At 39.0% G+C, this 20,810-nt stretch carries 29 protein-coding genes; 18 read left to right on the top strand and 11 right to left on the bottom strand.

Translation table 11 applies throughout. From position 1 onward, the window contains the following. Entirely contained in the window at window positions 1–393 is a 393-nt protein-coding gene (locus tag NYZ99_RS15325; RefSeq protein WP_260572146.1) for a helix-turn-helix domain-containing protein, read from the top strand. Window positions 394–556: 163 nt separating this feature from the next. Here NYZ99_RS15325 and NYZ99_RS15330 read toward each other — a convergent pair whose 3' ends face one another. After that, complete coding sequence (locus NYZ99_RS15330) at window positions 557–817, bottom strand: hypothetical protein (protein ID WP_260572148.1); 261 nt, start codon at window positions 815–817, stop codon at window positions 557–559. Window positions 818–928: 111 nt separating this feature from the next. Here NYZ99_RS15330 and NYZ99_RS15335 point away from each other — a divergent pair, with 111 nt between their 5' ends. After that, window positions 929–1,708 (top strand): SOS response-associated peptidase, encoded by a 780-nt coding sequence (locus tag NYZ99_RS15335; RefSeq protein WP_260572150.1) that lies wholly within the window; start codon window positions 929–931, stop codon window positions 1,706–1,708. A gap of 102 nt (window positions 1,709–1,810) precedes the next feature. Continuing rightward, on the top strand, window positions 1,811–1,993 hold the full coding sequence (locus NYZ99_RS15340) for a hypothetical protein (RefSeq protein WP_260572152.1): 183 nt from the start codon (window positions 1,811–1,813) through the stop codon (window positions 1,991–1,993). A 105-nt stretch (window positions 1,994–2,098) separates the two neighbouring features. On the opposite strand, the gene NYZ99_RS15345 is transcribed toward NYZ99_RS15340, so the two are convergent. The 5 genes from NYZ99_RS15345 to NYZ99_RS15365 are packed head-to-tail and all read right to left on the bottom strand — an operon-like array spanning window position 2,099 to window position 4,833. Next, window positions 2,099–3,277, bottom strand: coding sequence for a hypothetical protein (locus NYZ99_RS15345; protein WP_260572153.1), 1,179 nt, complete (start codon window positions 3,275–3,277; stop codon window positions 2,099–2,101). Between the two features lie 50 nt (window positions 3,278–3,327). Then, complete coding sequence (locus NYZ99_RS15350) at window positions 3,328–3,954, bottom strand: hypothetical protein (RefSeq protein ID WP_260572155.1); 627 nt, start codon at window positions 3,952–3,954, stop codon at window positions 3,328–3,330. Further along, window positions 3,942–4,376: a relaxase/mobilization nuclease domain-containing protein gene (locus tag NYZ99_RS15355; protein ID WP_260572156.1), complete on the bottom strand. Its 435-nt coding sequence runs from the start codon at window positions 4,374–4,376 to the stop codon at window positions 3,942–3,944. Before NYZ99_RS15355 ends, NYZ99_RS15350 begins: the two co-directional genes overlap by 13 nt. A gap of 13 nt (window positions 4,377–4,389) precedes the next feature. Continuing rightward, window positions 4,390–4,584: a plasmid mobilization relaxosome protein MobC gene (gene mobC / locus NYZ99_RS15360; protein WP_260572158.1), complete on the bottom strand. Its 195-nt coding sequence runs from the start codon at window positions 4,582–4,584 to the stop codon at window positions 4,390–4,392. A gap of 45 nt (window positions 4,585–4,629) precedes the next feature. Beyond that, the gene (locus tag NYZ99_RS15365) at window positions 4,630–4,833 is read right to left on the bottom strand and encodes a hypothetical protein (RefSeq protein ID WP_260572160.1); all 204 of its coding nucleotides are present in this window, start codon (window positions 4,831–4,833) and stop codon (window positions 4,630–4,632) included. 531 nt (window positions 4,834–5,364) lie between these two features. Between NYZ99_RS15365 and NYZ99_RS15370 the strand changes: the two genes are divergently transcribed. The 15 genes from NYZ99_RS15370 (at window position 5,365) to NYZ99_RS15440 (ending at window position 16,491) form a co-directional block, all read left to right on the top strand. Further along, window positions 5,365–5,592: a hypothetical protein gene (locus NYZ99_RS15370; protein WP_260572162.1), complete on the top strand. Its 228-nt coding sequence runs from the start codon at window positions 5,365–5,367 to the stop codon at window positions 5,590–5,592. Further along, window positions 5,549–5,884, top strand: a complete 336-nt coding sequence (locus tag NYZ99_RS15375; protein WP_154920396.1) for a TrbC/VirB2 family protein — start codon at window positions 5,549–5,551, stop codon at window positions 5,882–5,884. Before NYZ99_RS15370 ends, NYZ99_RS15375 begins: the two co-directional genes overlap by 44 nt. Window positions 5,885–5,895: 11 nt before the next feature. Continuing rightward, a complete protein-coding gene (locus NYZ99_RS15380; protein ID WP_260572165.1) occupies window positions 5,896–6,219 on the top strand; it encodes a DUF4133 domain-containing protein in 324 nt (107 codons plus the stop codon). Then, window positions 6,204–7,076: a hypothetical protein gene (locus NYZ99_RS15385; protein WP_260572166.1), complete on the top strand. Its 873-nt coding sequence runs from the start codon at window positions 6,204–6,206 to the stop codon at window positions 7,074–7,076. Before NYZ99_RS15380 ends, NYZ99_RS15385 begins: the two co-directional genes overlap by 16 nt. 48 nt (window positions 7,077–7,124) lie before the next feature. Then, window positions 7,125–8,741: a TraG/VirB4 family ATPase gene (locus NYZ99_RS15390; protein WP_420845230.1), complete on the top strand. Its 1,617-nt coding sequence runs from the start codon at window positions 7,125–7,127 to the stop codon at window positions 8,739–8,741. A 4-nt stretch (window positions 8,742–8,745) separates the two neighbouring features. Next, window positions 8,746–9,036, top strand: a complete 291-nt coding sequence (locus tag NYZ99_RS15395; RefSeq protein WP_260572168.1) for a hypothetical protein — start codon at window positions 8,746–8,748, stop codon at window positions 9,034–9,036. 2 nt (window positions 9,037–9,038) lie between these two features. Beyond that, on the top strand, window positions 9,039–9,365 hold the full coding sequence (locus NYZ99_RS15400) for a hypothetical protein (protein WP_260572170.1): 327 nt from the start codon (window positions 9,039–9,041) through the stop codon (window positions 9,363–9,365). Continuing rightward, window positions 9,352–10,278 carry a TraJ family protein gene (locus NYZ99_RS15405; protein ID WP_260572171.1) on the top strand — a complete coding sequence of 309 codons (927 nt, stop codon included), beginning with the start codon at window positions 9,352–9,354 and terminating at the stop codon, window positions 10,276–10,278. Before NYZ99_RS15400 ends, NYZ99_RS15405 begins: the two co-directional genes overlap by 14 nt. A 47-nt stretch (window positions 10,279–10,325) precedes the next feature. Continuing rightward, window positions 10,326–10,943, top strand: coding sequence for a hypothetical protein (locus NYZ99_RS15410; protein ID WP_260572172.1), 618 nt, complete (start codon window positions 10,326–10,328; stop codon window positions 10,941–10,943). 2 nt (window positions 10,944–10,945) lie between these two features. Further along, entirely contained in the window at window positions 10,946–11,962 is a 1,017-nt protein-coding gene (gene traM, locus NYZ99_RS15415) for a conjugative transposon protein TraM (protein ID WP_260572173.1), read from the top strand. Window positions 11,963–12,139: 177 nt separating this feature from the next. After that, entirely contained in the window at window positions 12,140–12,901 is a 762-nt protein-coding gene (locus NYZ99_RS15420) for a conjugative transposon protein TraN (protein ID WP_260572175.1), read from the top strand. Further along, the gene (locus NYZ99_RS15425) at window positions 12,901–13,440 is read left to right on the top strand and encodes a conjugal transfer protein TraO (protein ID WP_260572177.1); all 540 of its coding nucleotides are present in this window, start codon (window positions 12,901–12,903) and stop codon (window positions 13,438–13,440) included. The genes NYZ99_RS15420 and NYZ99_RS15425 overlap by 1 nt, the downstream gene beginning before the upstream one ends. 10 nt (window positions 13,441–13,450) lie before the next feature. Then, entirely contained in the window at window positions 13,451–15,499 is a 2,049-nt protein-coding gene (locus NYZ99_RS15430; RefSeq protein ID WP_260572178.1) for a DUF3872 domain-containing protein, read from the top strand. After that, window positions 15,438–15,977: a TraQ conjugal transfer family protein gene (locus NYZ99_RS15435; protein WP_260572179.1), complete on the top strand. Its 540-nt coding sequence runs from the start codon at window positions 15,438–15,440 to the stop codon at window positions 15,975–15,977. The genes NYZ99_RS15430 and NYZ99_RS15435 overlap by 62 nt, the downstream gene beginning before the upstream one ends. Next, window positions 15,964–16,491 (top strand): hypothetical protein, encoded by a 528-nt coding sequence (locus NYZ99_RS15440; protein ID WP_260572181.1) that lies wholly within the window; start codon window positions 15,964–15,966, stop codon window positions 16,489–16,491. The genes NYZ99_RS15435 and NYZ99_RS15440 overlap by 14 nt, the downstream gene beginning before the upstream one ends. Here the strand turns inward: NYZ99_RS15440 and NYZ99_RS15445 are convergent, their stop codons facing one another. The 5 genes from NYZ99_RS15445 to NYZ99_RS15460 all read right to left on the bottom strand — a co-directional run bounded on the left by NYZ99_RS15445 (window position 16,492) and on the right by NYZ99_RS15460 (window position 20,806). Next, complete coding sequence (locus NYZ99_RS15445) at window positions 16,492–16,953, bottom strand: hypothetical protein (RefSeq protein ID WP_260572183.1); 462 nt, start codon at window positions 16,951–16,953, stop codon at window positions 16,492–16,494. Window positions 16,954–18,404: 1,451 nt separating this feature from the next. Then, window positions 18,405–18,743 carry a DUF5655 domain-containing protein gene (locus NYZ99_RS22155; protein WP_338039051.1) on the bottom strand — a complete coding sequence of 113 codons (339 nt, stop codon included), beginning with the start codon at window positions 18,741–18,743 and terminating at the stop codon, window positions 18,405–18,407. 37 nt (window positions 18,744–18,780) lie between these two features. After that, a complete protein-coding gene (locus NYZ99_RS22160; RefSeq protein WP_338039052.1) occupies window positions 18,781–19,311 on the bottom strand; it encodes a PDDEXK family nuclease in 531 nt (176 codons plus the stop codon). Between the two features lie 101 nt (window positions 19,312–19,412). Beyond that, window positions 19,413–20,021 carry a M48 family metallopeptidase gene (locus NYZ99_RS15455; protein WP_260572185.1) on the bottom strand — a complete coding sequence of 203 codons (609 nt, stop codon included), beginning with the start codon at window positions 20,019–20,021 and terminating at the stop codon, window positions 19,413–19,415. Continuing rightward, window positions 20,021–20,806 (bottom strand): DUF3387 domain-containing protein, encoded by a 786-nt coding sequence (locus NYZ99_RS15460; RefSeq protein WP_260572187.1) that lies wholly within the window; start codon window positions 20,804–20,806, stop codon window positions 20,021–20,023. The genes NYZ99_RS15455 and NYZ99_RS15460 overlap by 1 nt, the downstream gene beginning before the upstream one ends. Window positions 20,807–20,810: the final 4 nt, after the last annotated feature.

Consider the following 20,810-nt stretch of genomic DNA (forward strand, 5'->3'; position numbering starts at 1 on the left):
ATGGAAGATATATTTAACGGCAAGGCCAAGGACTTTTACTTTATAGGCGAACGCTTACAACAAATCCGGGAGGAACTCATTGAAAAGGATCCTACTGAGGATAAGCGTCAAAGCCCATTTTCGAGGAAGGCCATGGCCGAACGCCTGGGAGTGGACTATCAAACCATTACCAACATCGAACGAGGACTCTTGTCCTTTAATACCATCAAGCTTTTGTTGTATTATTATTCCTTGGGGTACAATCCCATTTGGGTAATGTCCCCGGACAATGAGTTTATCCCTAAAATGAATGTAGGAGCCAATCTGGTCTACCAAGATGATGTGCAGCAACATTATAAGGAATTGGAGTCCTCGATTGTAACCGCCCTGACCACATTTAAAAATCAGATATAGCACCTTATAGCCTTACCTTTTATTTATACATTAATCCTTTCCTAAAAAGTAGTAAGTAATAGATCGGATATTTTATTTCTTGAAAAGGAGTTGGCTTCATCTGTGAATTGATGGTAAAAGAAGTATTTTTATATCCTGAATCCGTACCGCATACCCATAAAATTTAGGCAACTTCGAAGCGTTCCCAGCCCTTTTCCGGCAAATCGTATCGATCTATGACCATAATAGTATTAATGCCTATCATAGGATACTTATATTTTAGGGTTGTTGGGAAATCACCACTTTCCAAAAAGAACAAGGAGATGCGCTTGGGAAAATTCAGTTTTCTATTTTGACATTCCCTATGGAGTCTATGATGCCCTATTTCCATCAAAAGATGTTTGATGGCATATCGATCATAATTCCTAAAAACCACCTGTTTCATAAAATTGGATATTTTCCTTATTTTTGGATTATTTCCAAATATAAAAAATCATAAAAAGGTAGTAACACCTTTTAACACTGAAATTAGTACCTTATAAAATAAACAAGAAGTATGTGTTATGATGTCAAGGCCCAGTTGGAAACCCAATTACGAAGGGCGAAACGTGATTCCGATGTCCATGCCATAGCGGAAATTAAGAACCGTTTGGCTGGACTTACCGATCATCCTTATCACCATGTTTACGGATTTAAGCATCCAAAATTAGTGATATACACGAATGAGCCTCCCATGGAACCTGTGATTTCCCAATGGGGTCTCGCCCCCCATTGGGTAAAGGACAAAAAGCAATTATATGGTGCTTGGAATAAAACCCTGAATGCAAGGGGGGAGACCATTTTTGAACTTGAATCGTTTAAGTCCTCGGCCATTCATAGAAGGTGTATCATTCCTATAGACGGTTTTTATGAGCATCGGCATTTCAAGGGCAAAACGTATCCTCATTACATCTATCGAAAGGATGGGAAACCTATGAATTTGGCAGGGCTATGGCGTGAATGGACAGACCAGGTCACAGGTGAAGTCTTACATACCTTTTCCATTGTAACAACTACAGCCAATCCTATGATGGAGAAAATACATAACAACCCGGCGGCATCAGAAGAACCGCGTATGCCCGTAATCCTCCCGGAGGAATTGGAAGAGCAATGGCTTCAGGATTACGAGGAAGAACTTACGGAACAGGCTGTCAACCCACTTCTACAGCCTTTCCCGGAGGAATTAATGACCTTTCATACCGTGGGCCGTTTGAGAGGGAAGGAATATGCAGGGAATATTCCTGAAATCAATGAAAAAGTTTCCTATCCGGAACTAGACCAGCAGCTATTATTCTAGACCCGAATTCCGTTTTCCGGTGCGGTACGTGATAGAATATTTGGATTATTTTTTCCTTCCAAAGAAGTTTTCAAAATATATTTGCGGCATCAAGACCCAGCCATGACCAAAAACATAATACGACTCTATACTGCCATGGACGACGCGACCCGTATCAAGGCATTACACTATGTCAAGGATGACATCATTTCAGATCCAAAATATTCTTTTGATGAATCCTCGATTATGAATGAAACTATACCGAGTCCATTCAAGAACGTGTTGTTGTATTGTTTCAGAATATGATCAATGGGCCAATGATAAAATAGGGAAAATAACTTTCCCATATAGACCCTCTAAGACAGTTTCACTCAAAGGGGTGTACTATTGGATATGATGGGTTATCAATGATTATAGACCTTGTTTATTGAACTTGGAATAATCTGTCAACTCGTCCTTAAATGGATTAAATTCCAATTCATTTCGCCCCTTTTGGGAACCCAATAAGCTACCAATCGTATAGGCGCTTGCAAGTATCAACTTTCGGTTCTTATAGTTATTCTGATTTTGCGCTACTTCCAATATAACTTTTTTAAGCCCCTTTTGCATATGAAACTCCATTATCTCAGGAGCCAAATTGGGACGAATTCCCTTGAAGACGATAAAATAGGCCGCTTTTTTATAGTATTCATTTTGTATGAGGTAAGCTGTCCAAAGATGGTCGAAGGTATCCCTACCATTGCCTTTCAAGAGGGTTATATGAGTATGTTGGTTCTTGAATACGATATTTTTATCAGGTAGGGAGTTCAGATAGGCCTTGGTTTTCAGATCTAAAGGAATTGTGGCATCCGTTTCCCCGTATATAGCATGCAAATACATATCCCCATCTATTTCACTGACATGGAAACCTTGATGATTTAAAAGATGTAAATAGTCCTTGGGAGATTTTTCAAATGACTGGTTCATTCGCTCTATGGTCTTCCAATAAGCATGTAGGGAATATGTTTCAAAGGTTTTTCTATCCTCTTTTGCCATTTGTGAATAAAGTCTTTTAAAAACCGTCGGAAGAAAATAAGAACTGGCATATAAGGATTCGTTTTTCGGATTTGCCCCTACCAACAACCGTAGCACCTTTCCGTGTTCGCGAATAAAAGTCGAAGGAAACTTCATTTCATTTGACCTTGTATTAAAATTTCCCATATCGAATGGGATGCTATGCACCGATGAATCCAAGTACCGAACCGAACCATTTTCATATACCAAACCAAAGCTTTGGAACAATTCGCTTATGGTATCACTGGAATAATCTTCACCAAAAACACGCTTCTCAATGACTTGGGAAATCAACTGGGATTGGGATTCCAGCAACTGGGTCTCCCTTTTATGATGCTTTTGGACCAGTTTGTTCTGTATTCCTGCATACTGGTCATTCCATTCTTTAAGTAGGTCGAGACCCTCTTTTGGGGAATACTTTGACAATAGGGCAAATTTTGGATGTTCCCAAAAATCATTTTGAATAGCGGAAAAAGTTTGTCTTGCTATAAATTCTGAAACAACAAAACCTGCATGCATCCTTGCATGTTTATTCAAAAGAATTTCTTCGACGCACTTGATTAGTTCCAGCTGAAATTGAGATCCATTTACATCAATAACCGAGTCCGAATCAGATTGAAAAGATACAATTCGGGATATAGTTTCCTGTCAATTTCATCGTACTTGAAAATATATCCCGATTTGTCAAAGATGGTAAACGATTTGGGCTGACCCATTTGGTTGAATTCCAAACTAGTATCCAATTTCTGAAATTCAAGAAGGATAGTTTCGAGATCCTTGAGGTGTATTGTTTTGAATAGTTTGAACACGGTATCCAATTGCTTTTTTAAACGTTGTCTATGGGTAGGCAGTAGTTTGGAACGGGAATTTTTTTGAAATAATCGTTCCAGTTTTGGCCCGCTGAGGTTTGGATGTACCTTATATCCTTGAATGAATCGAGACTTGTAGCCCAGTGCTTTTGCTATACCGTAGGAAACCCCCACCCTTCCTGATTTATTACGGGTTGTGCTTACTACAAGATGATACGGCTGTATTAAATGTTTTAACTCCTTAAAAGACCGTGGTTTGTATTGTTGACAAAGAGTGTTGAGTACATCCTGCATATAGAAGCGTACTCCAAGACCGTCATCGGGAAGGCTTCTTTCTTCAGGTACCCGAATGACCGGAAGGTTTTGACAACGTTTGGATTCAGGGGAGGGCGTTAAACCAAACATTTGCTCCAGGTATTTTTGAACTGCCGATTTACGGAAAAGTCGTGGGAGTTATTAATCAGTTTTCCCGATTCCTTGACCCTGGTACTTACGATATGTATATGTTCATGTTTGGTGTCGTCATGCCGAACAATAACAAACGGTTGCTCTCCATATCCCATTTCCTGCATATAGACTTCAGATAGTTTGCAAAACTTGGAATCGTCTAAAAATTCACCATGAGGTAAATTCAATGTTATATGTACAAATCGTTTGTTGGATTCGTGCCTACTCCCCAAAAAGTGGAAATGATGTTTTAAGAGTTTGGGATATTGAAGTATTTGTTTCGGAATATTACCCATTCCCAATACAGAGGCGTGTGGTTTATCGAGTACATAATTCAACACCCCTTGTACATTTTTACGATATAAGATTCGGGCTATCATCTAGGTCGATTTCTCATTTAATAGTTTCCGAGATGTCCAACAACAGGACATGCATTTGCCTGATTTCCAAATTCAGCGAAGCGTTCGGCTGTCGTTTTTCTTTGTAATGAACAACCTTTGTCAATTGATTAATATTCGTTCCTATTTTGTTGATTTCATAAACCATTTGGGTCATCGAATCGGGTAAACGATTGTCTTTCTCATCCACATCTTGAAAGATCCGTTTTCTTAAAAAGGACCCACTGTACCCTTATTATCCATGTCCGAGATGAAAACGTTTCATAAGGGCACTCAGACGCTCTACCTCGGCCTGGTTCATACGAACCTTGAAGGAATGTTTTCTCTTTTTGTCCCCTAATGGTTTTCTCCCTCCCCGGTTTTTCATGGTATGGATTATAACATCAAAATGCGCCAGCATCACTTCGTAGAAGTAGACAGTTTTGGAACTCCAAAACATAACTTGCCATCCGTTTTACGGATAAATATAGATAAGGAATTCTGTTTTTAATAATTTGATTATCAATATTTTATATCATAAAACCACATGAGACCACATGAGTTCATATGGCAGCAATTCAATTGTATCGAACTTTAGATTTTATTCCAATTTGTGGTAAGGGGAAAGAAAATTTGATTTGAATTTCTAAGAATTACGTAAATCAAACTTTGTGGATAAGCAGCAAAAATTGAAGGTAGTGTTTAAGCATTTCGAACCGTAATTACATAACCAAACCCAAAACAATATGACTATGTTGTTTGATAAAAGCCTGCAAAAGAATGTTCGAAATCCCCTTATTATGATTTAAGAATATATAACAAAATGTATTGATCTTCGTTTTATACTCATGTTTCGCTCTAATCAACTATTGTTTTGAGAACGTTTTGGGCAATCGTCCTGGGATTGGTGTTTATATATTACGGATATGTTTTTTTGATTCTGTGGAGAAAAAAACAATCACGGAAAAAAAATCTGTCAAAACTTGATAATTTGCAAATAAATAATATATTTGTAAATAATTCGGATAATAAAAACACCGATTTAGAGGCAATACTCAACCAAGTTAAGGAAGTGGAAGACCATTCCAAACTCTTGGATGCCTTTAAAAAGGAATCATCCGAAGAAGCATCATATTCCTTAACACTCAAAAAAAATGAAAAACTCAAAATCGTTCGTGACGATTCCTCGTCCGACCCTTCCGACGACCCCCAAACCTAAGTTACTATTACTCCTTTCAATCCTTCTTTTCTCCCATTCGTCCTTTTATGGGCAATTTGAAGAGCTCATTTCAGAAACGCAGGAATTCCAACAACATACCCGAACACTTTCCAATCATATCATTGGCATTATCAAAATGATTGCTGGGGTAGCCGTAGTGATTAGTGGACTTACCTATGCCTACATGAAAGACCAACAGAGCGACCTTACCACCAGGTTAGGACGAACTGTGATTGGTATTGCCATCTTTTTAGCCCTTATTGCCGTCGGAGAGGAAATAGCTGCCCTGTAAAACCCTATGTCATGGAGGAAATATATTATCCAATCCATAAGGGATTGCAGAAAGAGGTATTCTATTTGGGGCTAAAAGCCAAGTATATTTATTATGGACTCTACCTTGGTATCGGCATAGTCCTAGGTGGCTTATTATTATCTGCCTTTCTCCCCATGCTTTGGTCGATGGTCATTATCGCCATCTTTCTTTTCGCTCTGTTTCTTACTCTATTGGCATATTCACGTACCTATGGAGCTTATGGATTTATTAAAAAAGTAGCTGACAGAAAACTCCCAGCTGGAATGAAACAGCATACACCGTTCAAAAATCTTCCCATATGGAAAAACGTCTAGACCTATGGGATGCTTTTCCCATCTATGGATATGAAAAAGGAACCTTGATTTCCAAGGAAAAAGGATGTATGACCATACCATTGCAGTTGGTTCTTCCGGAGGCATACACCTTGGATAAGAAAGACTTCGTAAGACTTCAAGAATTGTTCTACAACATCATTCACGTTTTAGGATCCCATTCCATGCTACACCGCCAGGATTACTTTACCCAAGAATACTATCGGACTATACCTGGGCATTTGCAAGGGGACTTTTTGGAACGGGCTAGTGAACACTATTTTGAGGATCGTCCCTTTTTGGAGGCCACCCACTATTTATACCTCAGCAAAGTGCCCAAAAATTATATACGACTCAATTCCAATCGGGTGAATAGCCATTTGAGTAAAAACCGGGAATTCTTTTTGACCCATTCCGTTCCTGAGGAGTTTATGGACTCGGTATATATCGAATCTTTCAAAACACAAGTGAGTCAAGTAATCAAACTTATAAAGGAAACGGGCCTGATAGAAGTGTATCGGTTAGGGTATGATGAACTATTTGACATTCAAGGACTCTATGCCCGTTACCATCGCCTATTGGATAGATCCGGCAGCTTAGGGGATGTAGACTTTCGTGGAAACGACATCCGAGTCGGAACGAGATCGGCCCAATTTTTTACCCTTGAAAATCTTGAACAATTTACCAAGAATATATTACACCCTTCGAGTATTATGGGGGGTATACCACGGACAAGAACCCTTTTCCGATTGGGAACCTCTTTTCATTGGGCTTTAAGATTCCCTGTGAACATATCGTCAATCAATACATTTATATTCCAGATCAGGAAAAGGTACTCACACAATTCCGAAAAAAAATAAAACGCTTCCGAGAAATTCAGCTACGGAAAAACTACGGATGCCAATCAAATATATGCTGGGCAAGTCCATAGCTTCATAGGGGACTTACTGGAAAATCATAAACAAGCCGTCTATTATCATTTAAACGTCATGGGGATTTCCAATGGACGAGAAAATACGAATCGCATATCCAATACTATAACGACCGCTTTTAAAAGACTGCGGATTCAACCCAAGTACAACACCCTGGATCGAAAAAATCTATTCTTTGGAGGGGTGCCCGGTCATTCCATCGGATTGCCAACAGAACTATTCCTACCCATGGCGAGTGATATGGCCGCATCCCTCTTGTACTTTGAAGGAGGGCCCAAGGAGTTTTCAAGTTTTGAAGAGAAATTTCGGTTGGTCGATCGTATCACCGGTCGCCCATTATATGTAAGTATGTATCGTGAGCCTGAAAAAAAGCATTGGATATTCAACCGTGGCATGCTGGTCGCTTCGGGATCCGGTGGCGGAAAGTCCTATTGGATCAATCATTACATCGCCTCGGAACTTCGTAAGGGTGGGGAAGCCATACTTATGGAGGATGGCCATTCCTATGATAAACTGACCGAAGTGTTCAACGGAGTAATTCTAGAACATCGGGATAATGCGCCTTTTACATTTAATCCATTTCTACTGGATTCCCATGATGTTCAAGTTTCTGATCTTGGAAAGAAAAGACTAACAGAGGGCAAGCTATTGTTTTTGGTTACCCTTCTACAACTGATTACCAATGAAGATAGAATGTCTAAGGAAAGCGAAGTAAAAAGCACTTTATTGGAGCATTTAATCACGTCATATTATGATACACAATGGCAATCAGAAAGACAGCATTTCAAATTCGACAGCTTTTTCGAATTTGCCAAAACCTCGCTCTTCTCCCTGATACGTACCTATAGTATTTCCCAAGAGGTATTTGATCCACATGTCTTTCTTTTTCTACTTCAAAAATACCACAGTACTGGGGTTCGCGGAAAACTTTTGAATCAGGCAGACGAGCGATTGACTGGGTTAAGCACCAAGAAACTGGTCTATTTTAAATTGGGACGCTTGATAGACAATGCCTTGTTATTTCCTATCACGGCTTTGATGATTATGGACCTTTTCAATAAAAAGATGCAAGATCCGGGGAAACTGACCATTAATAAAATATTGGCCGTAGACGAAGCCTGGAAAGCTTTGGAACGCCCCGAACTTGCCCATTATTTCAATGCGCAGTCCAGGATGGCCCGAAAGTTGGGCGGACAACCCATTTTCATTTCCCAAAAGGTGGACGACTTCGTAGCCTCTGAAATTATCCGGGATGCCATAGTTGTCAATTCCCATATAAAGGTGTTTTTGGACATGCGTGATTTTAGTGCGTCTTTCGACCGTATCCAAGCACTATTGGGTCTAGGAGAAAAACAAAAGCAACTGATCCTCTCATTGAACAAGGATACTCCCGAAGACCGCTCCTTTCGGGAAGTGGCCATTTGTTGGATGGATAGGGTCAAGGTGTACGGGGTCGAAACCTCTTTGGAGGAACGCTGTATCTACGAAACCAATCCCAATGATTGTGAGACCATCAAACAATTACATAAAGAACATCAAGAACATTGGCCGTTAACGGCAAAGGCCTATGCCTTTCACAAAACAAAAAAATAAACATATGAAAAATTCACTACTGCTCATTATGCTCATTTTACAGTATCCCCTTCTATCCCAAATACCCGTCACGGACGCGGCAACCAATGGCAGTTTGGGACTGGTAAATAGCCAACTCATTCAGAACAATATTCAATTGAAGGCCATGAACAAAAACCTGTTGCGCCTTATCCAATTAATGGAAAAGAACAATCGTATCACCACCAATTCCAAGGATATCCTTCAAGAAGAGTTGGAAGCAAAGAAAAAGACGCCCAGCTATGTGCTGCAATCTTCCGATGTAAGCCGAATTTGAATTTGAAGTCGCAAATAATGGACACCTATCGGATCCTACGGCAAACCGTACAACAGTACGATTATCTAACATCCAAGGAGAAACAGGAATTTTTACGCTTTGTGACCGAGGTAATCTTGACGACAAAAAACCTATTTACCCAAGGTCAGCATACATTGACCACCCCTTCCCTTTTACCTCCGGGCGAACGATTAAATAAGATTAGGAATATTAATGCCGATTTGGAAGTGTTGCTAAAAAAACTTCAGGAATATGGGGATCGTTTAGCCCGGAGAAATGCCTTGCGAAAAAGCAAGCGGAGTATAATCCAACTCAATGAACCACAATAACAGAATTATGGCTGAAAAAGGAATTAGAGCGAACGTAAACCAATTATTCGACCAATATGTACTGGATGCCTTTGAGGCTGCCAATCATATTCTAGGCATCGGTCAACAGTTTGCAAGCATAGGTATCGTCATCACGGCCATAGGTTTATTTATGATTCCGCAACGTAGGGCCGACCTTTTAAGTTATTTAAAATGGGTTCCCCTGGCCCTTTTGCTGTTAAATTATAAAATCATGGTTTGGACCATTTTTGAATTTTATGAAGGCTTGGGCCGAGCCTTTCAGAGCAACGACTTATCCTGGGACATTCTTCATTATAAGATTATGGGGGCCCAAATCAAGGCCATGGAAGGCACCGATGGCAATTGGAGTCTATTGAATTTGGATGCGGAGGCATTAGAGTCTTTGGCGATGGGGGCAATGACCTTTGGGGCGACCTCCATATCCTCGGTAATTTCTGTCATAGTCTTCGTGGGAATAAAGGCCCTTTCCATTGTTTATCTGTTTGTGCTCATTGCCTTTGGTCCTCTTAATATCGGTCTGTCCTTTATTCCTGCCTTCTCCGGAATGTGGAAGGCCTGGTTACAAAAATTCATGAGCGTTTGTCTTTGGATACCCATATTGTATCTCATAGACCACTTTTTATTGCAGCTCATGGATCGATTGATAGAGGTCTTGTTATATCGGGACAAGCCCAATTTGGGAATGGTCCTTACCACAGCCCTGTTATTGATCATGAACGTTTTTGTGTATCTGAAGGCACCTACCCTTTCGAATTTCATTGTGCAGGGTATGCAAGTTAGTGCCAATCATTTTAAAGACAGGACGAAACATTATACCAAAAAGGCCGTACAGGCAGCCGCGGATACCAAGTCGGGAGGACTTACCAAGGGCATTCGAACGATGATCCAATAAAACCGTTGACCGATGAAATCTGAAGTTGACCGAAAATGAAAAATCACATGACCGAAAAATACATGATTTTCAACGATTTAAGCAAAATAAGAAGTCAGAGCAATCGCGTTCTATACCTATCTTTAATACTCACGTTTGTCGCCACCCTCCTCAATGGCTACCTAACCTACCTGACAAACGAAAGTGCTAAGAATAATTTCTATTTGTTGGACAATGGTCAAAAATTGGCCGCAGTCCGCATTCGAAGTTACCAAAGAGCGGTTGATATACTTTGCGAGGGCCATATACGGAACTTCCATCAACTGTTTTTTGGTCTAGAAGCAGATATGAGGTATATAAAGAGAAATATAGAGGGGCAGGCTCTTTACATGGGTGATCATTCCATACAGCGTATGTACAATCGCTTGGTGGACCAAAACTATTATGAGGACGTAGCCAAAAGCGGATATTCCATTGAAGTGGAAATGGATTCCATTCAAATCGATTATGCCAAGTATCCTTTCGCCTTCCGATTTGCGGGAAAGCAACGCTTATTAAAAAACGGGAGAACGGAATATCGCAACCTGATTACCCAGGGGTATCTTGAGGAAACCAAATCCTCACCCAATAACCTCAACGGACTTAAAATCATCCAATTCCATGTAATGGATAATCAAGACCTATAACCATGGAGAAAATTACCACTCTTATTACGAAGTTCAATACATGGATCAACAAGCATCAAAAGTTTGCCTTATCCCTTCCTATCGGAATTCTCCTCCTATTATTCTTTATCACGAACAGCTTAAGTTCCATGCGCGATGTGTCCTCCTCTGATACGAAAAAGAAAGGCTATAATAATTTTTTGCCCAACCAAGAGAACGAACTTGAGGTAAAGGATCCGCAGTCACTTTTCAAAAAAACACAAATGGATTCTTTGAAGATGCTCAGGAAAGACAATGTTCTAAAAAATATTGTTGGGGCTCCTCAGGAGGTGGATTCCTTGCAGGAATTACTCCAGGAATTGGACAATTTCTCTATGGATTTGGAAGATGAAACCAATGTTACCCTATTGGAGGATACTAAAAATGGCACTTCGGAAATGTCACCCTACGAAGCAAAAAAATCCGAGGTTTCAGAAAAACTGGCCTATCGTCAAATGCTGATGCGTGGCCGGGAAGAACGCTTATCCCAAAGTCAGGACTACTCGGCGCCCGGAACCTTTACGGACACCGTAGCCATCAATAAGGGACTTCACTGGAACGTAAGCATTTACAAAGACCAATTCATACTTCCTGGATCTCGGGTCACCCTCTTATTAAATGAATCCGTTCATTGGAGGGGACATACATTCCCCAAAAACACTTTCGTATATGCAAATAGCAACCTGCAAGGAAACCGGGTTGTTCCGGAAGTTTCACACATCGCTTCCGTTCCGGTAAGCCTGATGGCCATAGACCCTTTAGATGGTATAGAGGGATTGCACAACGAAAGAGCCGGGGAACTTTTACAGGAGTTTAAAACCGATTTGGAAAAACAGGGAATCGACGAAGTTTCCCGATTGACCGGAGCCAATATAAATAGCCCATTGGCCTCAAGACTGATAAGTTCCTTTGGGCAATTCTTCCAAAAAAGGAAATACAGGGAACAAGATAAAATTCTGTTGGTACATGGTGACCAATTGTATTTAGTAAACAAAGACTAGCCTATGACCAAACTTATACTTCTATGCATTGTGATGGCCCATGTAACCTTTATAATCAATGGCCAAAACCCTACAAAAAAATCCTTGGACACCATAGAGGTTTCCGAGAGGATATAAGACCATACTCAGTTTTCCGAAACAATTGTAGAAAGCATTGTAGGCAATGAAATAGGTTTCGTGGCCAATGTTCCCCAAAGCGAGGCCAATCGCTTCCATACAAGAATGTTGAAGCTATTCTATGATGATTTGGTTATGGAGGAAATACCCTATACCAATTTGCATGTTATTACGGAGTCAGGTTTGGTTTATGATTTCATGTTAAGGTTTACCGAAAAGCCCAAACAGTTGAGTTGGTATATCACTCCTGAAATGGCTTCGGCACATATGGATAAATATCTTAAAACATCGAATCCACCTACTAATGGGTATTCCAAAACGGTTAACGACCCAACTATACAAAACCCAATTATTCGGGTAGCATCAGAAATTCCTATAGATTCAGAACAAAGGAGCTTGGAAGGGAATTGCGCAAAACTACAGTTCGAAAAGGCCCGAATCCATCGGTATTTTTCCCGGGCCGACCAAGTGTATCTATGGCTAAAGGGCATCTTTTATCAGGATGAAACACTGTATTTCCAGTTTCGGATTGTAAATGACGAAGGTCCGGATCCGGACGTCAACTTCATCAAGTTCCATATAGCTACGGAATATGACCGTAGCCCTAGCAACCAACGTCGGGAGGTGGAACCATTATATGTGTATAAGCTACCGCAAACTGTTTCCGGTAAAAGTGAAAATCATTTCATCGCAGTCTTTGAAAAGTTTGCTTTGGACAAGCGGAAAACCATGCTCGTCGAATTAGACGAGGCCTCCGGATCCCGCAACCTTTCCCTTTCTATCGGACATGAACTGATCAATAACCCTGTAGCCTTTAAGTGATGAAAAACTACACCCTTTATTTACTTCTTTTAACTGGCCTTTTTACCTACAGCCAAGGAAACAGATACGCCTCTTCCATTGGAATTAGTGGAGGTTATGCGGAGGATGGGATTGGCTTCATGGCGACGTATAATCACCACACCAACCGGAATCAATATGCCCAACTGAGCATTTTTGGCGCCATTGCCGAGGACAAAGGCGAATACAATATTCCCTATCGACTTTTTACCGTTCAGCCGGGTTATTTTCTAAAGGTATTGGAGCAGCGAACTTTTAAGCGGTATGGCCTTTATGTTGGTGGGGGTGGGGTCTTTGGTTATGAGGTCATCAATAATGGCAGTACCGTTTTGGATAACGGGGCCCTTATAGATGCCAAAAGCCAGTTCCTTTATGGACTATATGTGGGAATAGAAGGAGAGTACACCTTGGGCGATTCGATTTCCCTATTGCTTAAAGCCAACGAATATTATCATATCAATAGCGATGTCGGAAGCTTCTACCCGTATGTCGGCATCGGGATCCGTTATTTTCTGTTTTAAATTAACACCTATGAAAAAATCCAACCAATCCATACTGCTGTTTATACTTCTATTACTTTCAATTTTATTCCTTGCCTATGCCTGTAGTAAGGATTTTGATGAATTGATCTTGGACGACTTCGACTTTACCTTGGAGGTGGTGCATTCAGAAAAGGGTTTTGTTTTTGAGCCTAGAAAGACTTCTTTCCTATTGACACCCGAAAAGGAAATATTAGATGTTTCCTACTTTACTACTTTTCGACATCAAAAAGGGAAGGGATATTATTTAAACGCAGCAGGAGATACCCTATCTCCCTTGGACACCTTGAGTATTGACAAACTGGATTGGGATTATGAATATATGCCATTGGAGACGGGTACTCACGATATTGGTTTTAAGGTGTGGGATTCCAATAAAAGGGTACATGAAATGGGCATTCGATATGAAATTGAATATGCCCCCTTTATGTTCATCCTAACCAAGGGCAGCAACGAAAACATTATCAATTCCAAAAATCCTATAAGTCTTTCACTCATACGAGAACTTGGAGGCCAAAGCACAAATAGCGAGGGTAGTTTTGAAATCGCCTATACCATTGAAAATGGTTCGGGCACCCTCTACCATGACAATGATGTATACGAACCCGGAAAGGCTTTCACTTTTGACAAAGGCACCCACGGCTTGGCATATGAACCTACCACTTTGGGTAATCACACCATAATCATGACTGCAACGGCCCCGGACGGTGCCACGGTATCAAAAACCTTGGAATTGGAGGTACGACAATTGGATTTTAGTTTGAATGTTACCGCATCGGCCTCTCAAATAGAGTTAGATTCCAATTTGGGAATACGCATTCATTTAGCCAATGAAGATGAGGATTCCAATGTTACCTATGAAATCACCCATTCCTTTTCAGCCGACAGTGAAGGCGCGGGTACCGTGAGGAACCGGAATGGAGGGGTACTGACCCCGGGAGGTTATGAGTCCATAGACCCTGCATCGTACAATTATACCTTCACCAGCAATACCCTGGGAAAACGCACACTTTATTTCGACGTCCGGGATTCGAACGGGCAAACAAAACGAGATAGTGTCCAATTGGAAGTGGCCAATATTCCCTTTAGCTTTCAAGGCGATGCAGAAAGTAATGCCATTTATATGGGAGAACCCACTTTGCTGAATTTCGAACTGAAATCAAACGGGAACACGGAAAATATAGACTACACTATCTCCTATATTTTAGAAGAGGGCGATGGCTTGCTTACCGACAATTCGGGTACCTCCTTAAATACCGCTACCTCCTACCCTATAGATTTGGGTGTATTCGCTTTAGTATATGCTCCTAGCAGTGTGGGATCCCATACCCTTGCCTTTATGGTTACCGACAATTATGGTCAGGAAGTAGGTCCCGTCGTAATCGATTTAGAAGCCAAAGCCTATGATTTCGAAGTGGCCTTGACCCCGGCCCGGACTACTACTTTTGTAAATTCTTCGATAGACTTACTCTTGGACATCAATGAAATTCCCGAGGATATAGGCATCAATTATGAAGGATATTTTACGTCTACCCGTAGTGGAAATTTAATACTCAATGGAACATCGTATCTCCCTGGCCAACGTTTTAGTCTGTCACCCAATCAAAATACGATACAATATTCAGGAAAAGAAACGGATCCACATGGAATTACCTTGAGTATTGCTTCGGACGCCGGGGTGACCAAAACCGTTCAGACCACCCTTACCTTTGACCAATTGGATTTTTTCTTCTCCGGAAATGCCCAAAGGGACGAGCTGTCCGTAGGGGAACTAACGGATATAAACTTTAATATATCGGAACCCTTAGGTAATTCCACATTCACCATTCGCTATACTATTTCAGGAAATGCCCTTCTCCGGGATGAAAATGGGAATACTTTAAACGCAGGAACCATTTATGACATCACAAATACCAACTTTACTTGGGTTTTGGAGGCTACTAGCCCAGGTAATATTGGTTTGAACTTTATTGTAGCCAATGATACCGGTCGCGGAAAAAACAGTTACTATTCCGATAGAGGTATCTCCCAAGGACTATAATTTTACGGTCAATGCAAATCCTTTGGAAGCCTATACAGGAGAATCGGTAGCCATCAACTTTTCCCTCAATGAGTTGGGAATAGGTGGTGACACCTATGAACTCTATTTCTCCAACGGTTCGCAAACGGGCCAATTTGAATACGACGGAAATGTTTATTCGGCAGGAGAACGTATTCCTGTTCCTACCGGCACATTTGAAGCCGGATATACAGGAATTTCCGAAGCGAACCATGCTATCCAGTTTACGGTACAATCCTCTTCAGGGGTTCAAAAAACAGCCTCTATAAATATCGATTTCACGGACTATGAGGAGGAATTCGATTTGACAGTAAGCGAACCTGCAGTCAACATCTATATGGATACCCCTTTCCCATTTTCCTTTGTAATCAATGCCCCCCAGGGGCATCAACCAGAAGGTTACATATACGTTGAGCTTTACTTTCCCGGATATCTATGCGGGGTATATGACATACAATAACCAAATTTATCGGGAAGGGGAACCCATACCGTTGGACTATGGATCCACGCGCATTGACTTTATGCCTGTGACAGAAGAATCTTTTGATATCGATTTTACTATTGAGAATTCCACGGGAATAAGCAGACAGGTGAGTGAATCCGTAACGGTTCTTAAAAAACCCAAGGTAGCTGCCAAAGGGGAAAAACGGAATATCAATTGCGGAGGCTTGAATGGTTGTGACTATGAAGTCTTGTTATTCACCTGTTTTGAAACCAATTGTTCGGAGGCTTACCAAGGAGCATCCCTACAGCAAGTGGAGATACGAATTTACAACCGTCAGGACAGGCGATGGGACACTTTTTTATATAACTATGACGATGCCAGGGGCGATGGTTCCAACCGTTATTTCAAGCTAGAGGAAGAACCTAGTGAAGGAAGGTTAAAATATTTGGATCAAGAATATGAAGTAAGGGTCATGGATACCAATAATCATTGGAGTATAACTTACACTGGTCGTATTGCAAGGGTATAGTTACTTAATAAATGTTATGGTAACTATAACAGATTCTCCACCTAATACATCATCTGTATCAACGACTAATTTGTTTTGGGTCATTTTGACAATGCGCATTTCATTACGAACATCGAAACTGATTACCGTATTATTGTTTACAAGCTCATAATTATCCTGTTCAACATTAGAGAATTCAGTATCCTCAGAGCAAGGAAGGCTGTTTTCGTTTAAGGAATAAGAACCTTTCTCACCAACACCTCTTTCTGTAAAAAATGTGAGATTGTCTTTTAAGCATTGTCGTATTTCCTGTGTATTATAGAGGTCAATATTAACTATGCCGTCCCCATTGATATCAACTGCCCTATCAGTTGTAATAGCAGCATATTCCCATTGACCTAGTAAAGCTTTAGCTCTATCCACTCCTGTAATTTCATCATTTTTATGACAGGATAACAAACTAAGAACAAATGCCACAATCAAAAAAAAATGAAATTTATAACTCATGTGAAAAATAAATCAAAACCCTTGCTGTTAGTTAATTAAACTCAAAAAAAATCTATTCATTGCATTGTAGTTCAATAAAAGTATAAGTTACCAGGATTCTAATTTGACCATTGTATTTTTTTAATAATTTAACCCATATACTAGCTAAATCTTGAATATTTCAAATAGATCAAGTCTATTTTTGCTTGAGATTTTAGTTTACTTTAAAGAAAGGCAAACCTAACAAATGGAAATTTTGTTAAAGTAATATTTTAGTGAGAGTTGTCATCCGGGTAAAATAAGGTCCCTACGGAGCAATTTGGATCCCAATTTTAAATGCCATTAAATAAAAATTGAATAACATAATATTTATAAAAGACAAAAAACAATCGATAATTTAAAAGCTATATTGTTAAAAACTTCAATAATAAAGTATACGAAAAAACACCTATATATTTGAAGCTCAGTACATAAAATTCGAATAAATAAATATTCGCAAAAAGGACTATGGTTTATAAAATATATCGAAATCTGTGTTTTTCAACCAAGAAATGTGTATATTTATTCATGATAAAGAAAAAAACATTACATTTGTTTTCCGTTAGAAATAACGGTTGTTTTTTTTTCTAAAATGGAAAATCCCCTGGCGTCAATGTCGGAAAACAATTAAACCAAGGGATTTCGTAGATAGCGATCTCGGAGACTAACAATAATATTGTTAGTCTTTTCTTTTGCGCCTGCCCCATTTATCCCAAAAATCTATTAGACCTAAGATAACCAAGCAAACAGCACAAAATGTCGCTACCAGCTGCATCTCTAAACTGGTAAATTCCATAATGTAAAATTTAAAGGTTAATAATGCCTTTCTAATTCTATGATAAGAATTTGATCGATGAAGAGCTCATTCTTTATACACTAAACGACAGGCTTATCTTTAAATTTCAGGAACTTACCTTACTTCTAAGGGTGCACTTACAAAGTTAAAATTATTTAGCTAAAACACATTAACTTAAATTCACAAATAATATATTATTATTAAGTTATTAGATATTTTTAAATTTTAATTGCTTTTTTTATAAATATCGTATTTTTATGTTATTCATTTTACGAATTCGACAATTTACCTATATGGTCTCTTATTTCAAATTTAAGATATGTTAAAATTTAGTGTTTATTTTTGATAATATTTAGTCAGGAAATCAATAGAAATAGCATACTAATAATATTAAATGTGATTTTGCTCCATTTTTTAGCGATAATATATTTTTTTAGATCTGCCATCCTTCTCAATTAATTTAGTTTATTTTAAAACTAAAAGACTGATTTTGATATGAGCATTGTTACGAAGAAAGTAATTCGAAGCTCCTTTTTTATCTCACTATTCTACAATATAATTAGCCAGGTCGAGCGATAGATTTAATTAGTCTTAGTTTGAAAACAACGGGCACTTAAATGGCTTGCTTTATCAAACTCAAAACATACTCAAGTTGAGAATCATCTTTCAAATCTATCTCATAGTCGCCATAGCCATAATGTCCTTTGTTTGCAACATTCTTGGATATACCCATCGAGTCTTTTACTTCTCCCCATTTTGCATTGATCCACAGCTTAATATTTTTCTTCTGTAAATGGAGGTAAGCTATATTTCTATTGTCCTTATTAAATGCGACATATAACTTCTTTGGAACAATTTCAATATCGTTGGTAAGATTTATGATTGCATCCCTGTAAGTTTCATAAAGTTCAATGATGGTTTCCGATTTGTCCTGAAGGTGATCATCTTCCATGTAAACCTTAATTTCCCTCGTTACCGCCTCTAATTGATTATTTCTCGGACGAAAGTGGTTTAATACTTTCTGCGGACTTACTCTTTTTGACTTGATTAATACTTACCAAATCATTCTCATATCTTTTTACTTCCCGGAGCTCGATTGCAATATCTTTAAAATTAGTAGCAGTTTTTTGGTTGTCTGTAAAGCCTGTTGATACAAAGATGACTCTTGTTTGGCTCCAATCAACGTCAGAACGTTTTAATGTACGTTTTTGAGTTTCATTGTACTCGACAATGAAATCAGCCTTGTTTTCCAACATTAAACTTAAATAGGTAAATCCTTGGTCAACGACACTGATATTTTTACTTCGCTTATACTCAATTATAACGAAGGCTTTGGATTGAATATCGTAAGCCAAAGTATCTATCCGTTTCCCTTTAATAGAAAATTCAGATTTTACAAGTTGTAATCCCATTATTATTTCTAGGTTATGTTCAAAGAGGGATTGAATCTCCTTTTCTAGTTTAAAAGGCTTTTCTTTTACGCTTTTAAGCTTTTTCTCTATTGTATTGTATAAATTCATTCCGGTCGGTTTAGGCTAAAGTATTTTCAAGTTTATTTTTCCACTTTTCCCAATCGGGCATCTCTTTAGTCTGTAAATCAAAGAAAGCCTTGGTATGGTCTCTATGAATCGAGATGGCATAATTCATGAATTATTACATATTCGATACACGCTTTAGGAGCCTTAATTAATTCAGGGTTCAGAAGGATTCTTCCATGAGTAGAACATGACCCCCATCTGTATTTCATTGGTTTAATTTCAATTCTTTTGGGAACAACATTGTACTTTTTAAATCTATCGATTAAAGGATTGGCTAGTTTTTCGAACCAATTTTCAGCTTTATGGTGATACCAATCCAAAAGTAATTGTTCTACGTTTGATCTATCTCTTATGTTTACTTCTATAAAACGCCCGGTATACTTAACCTTTTCTTCTGCAGTGTCAGTAATAATTTTAAGTTGGTACTGCCTTCCAAGATATAAATGAGTTTCACCCGAAACGTAACGCCTTTCCGGTGTTCTTGGCTCAAAGGATAAAAAATGGTCTTTTTGCTTTAGAATCCAAGGGGCTTTTTTTCTGATTTTCGATTGGATTTTATTCATCGAACTACCTAAAGGGGCCTTGACCAAAACATGCCTATTTGGTTGAACCGTAATTCCTAAGGTTTTTCGAGCAACAAAGGTTAATTGGTACTCGATTTCTTCAGAACCAAACTGCAAAACTTGTCTCATTACTTATAGCGAATTTTAGCAACATCTACCATCCTTTCTGCAATCTTGTCAATTTCTTTAAAGCTTAATTTCAGTTCATATTTGTCCCGGACTTCGTCAATGATATAATCCCCAATTAAAAAAATCATTTTCTTAGGAATATCAATACTTTTTGACCAATCCACTTTTTTCAAACCTTGTATTATTTCATCACATTTCAAGGCTAGTCCTTCTGAAACCATTGCCAATTCCGCCTTATCTTCAATTTTTGATTCAAATTCCTCCAAAGAAATACCATAAAATGCCCGAGCGACCTCCTTTTCCTTTAAGGAATCAGGTAGTTCCGAATCTGTTTTGTTCAGCACAGCTTCCATAATTTCTTCCATCTTTTTGAGGTATTCGGCTTCGTTTATTCGCTTTTGTAAATAGTCATCTATGGCTTCTTTGATCAACTGTGAAAATCGTTTATAGAAAGCTGGATCTTCATCCATCTTTTCACTGATATGCTTCGAAGTACGTGAAGCAATCATATCGGCTTTGGCCGCCTTTCCAACTACTTTTTCCACTTCCTGTTCAAAAGCCTCTTTATCAAAGATGTTCACCAAATCCGTTAACTTGACTACTCCTTCCGTAGGTATATGCGTGTCGATTAATTTTTGAATTTGACCTTCATATTTCTTGAAGTCAATTTTGTCCGAATATCTTGATATTACAGAATTTCTGAGCTTTACGAAAAATGCTAAATCATCTTTATATCTATTAAGTTGTTTATCCGGGGTAGACTTATGAAACTCAATCGAAGACAATGCT

The organism is Maribacter litopenaei (assembly GCF_025244665.1).
Taxonomy (GTDB): domain Bacteria; phylum Bacteroidota; class Bacteroidia; order Flavobacteriales; family Flavobacteriaceae; genus Maribacter; species Maribacter litopenaei.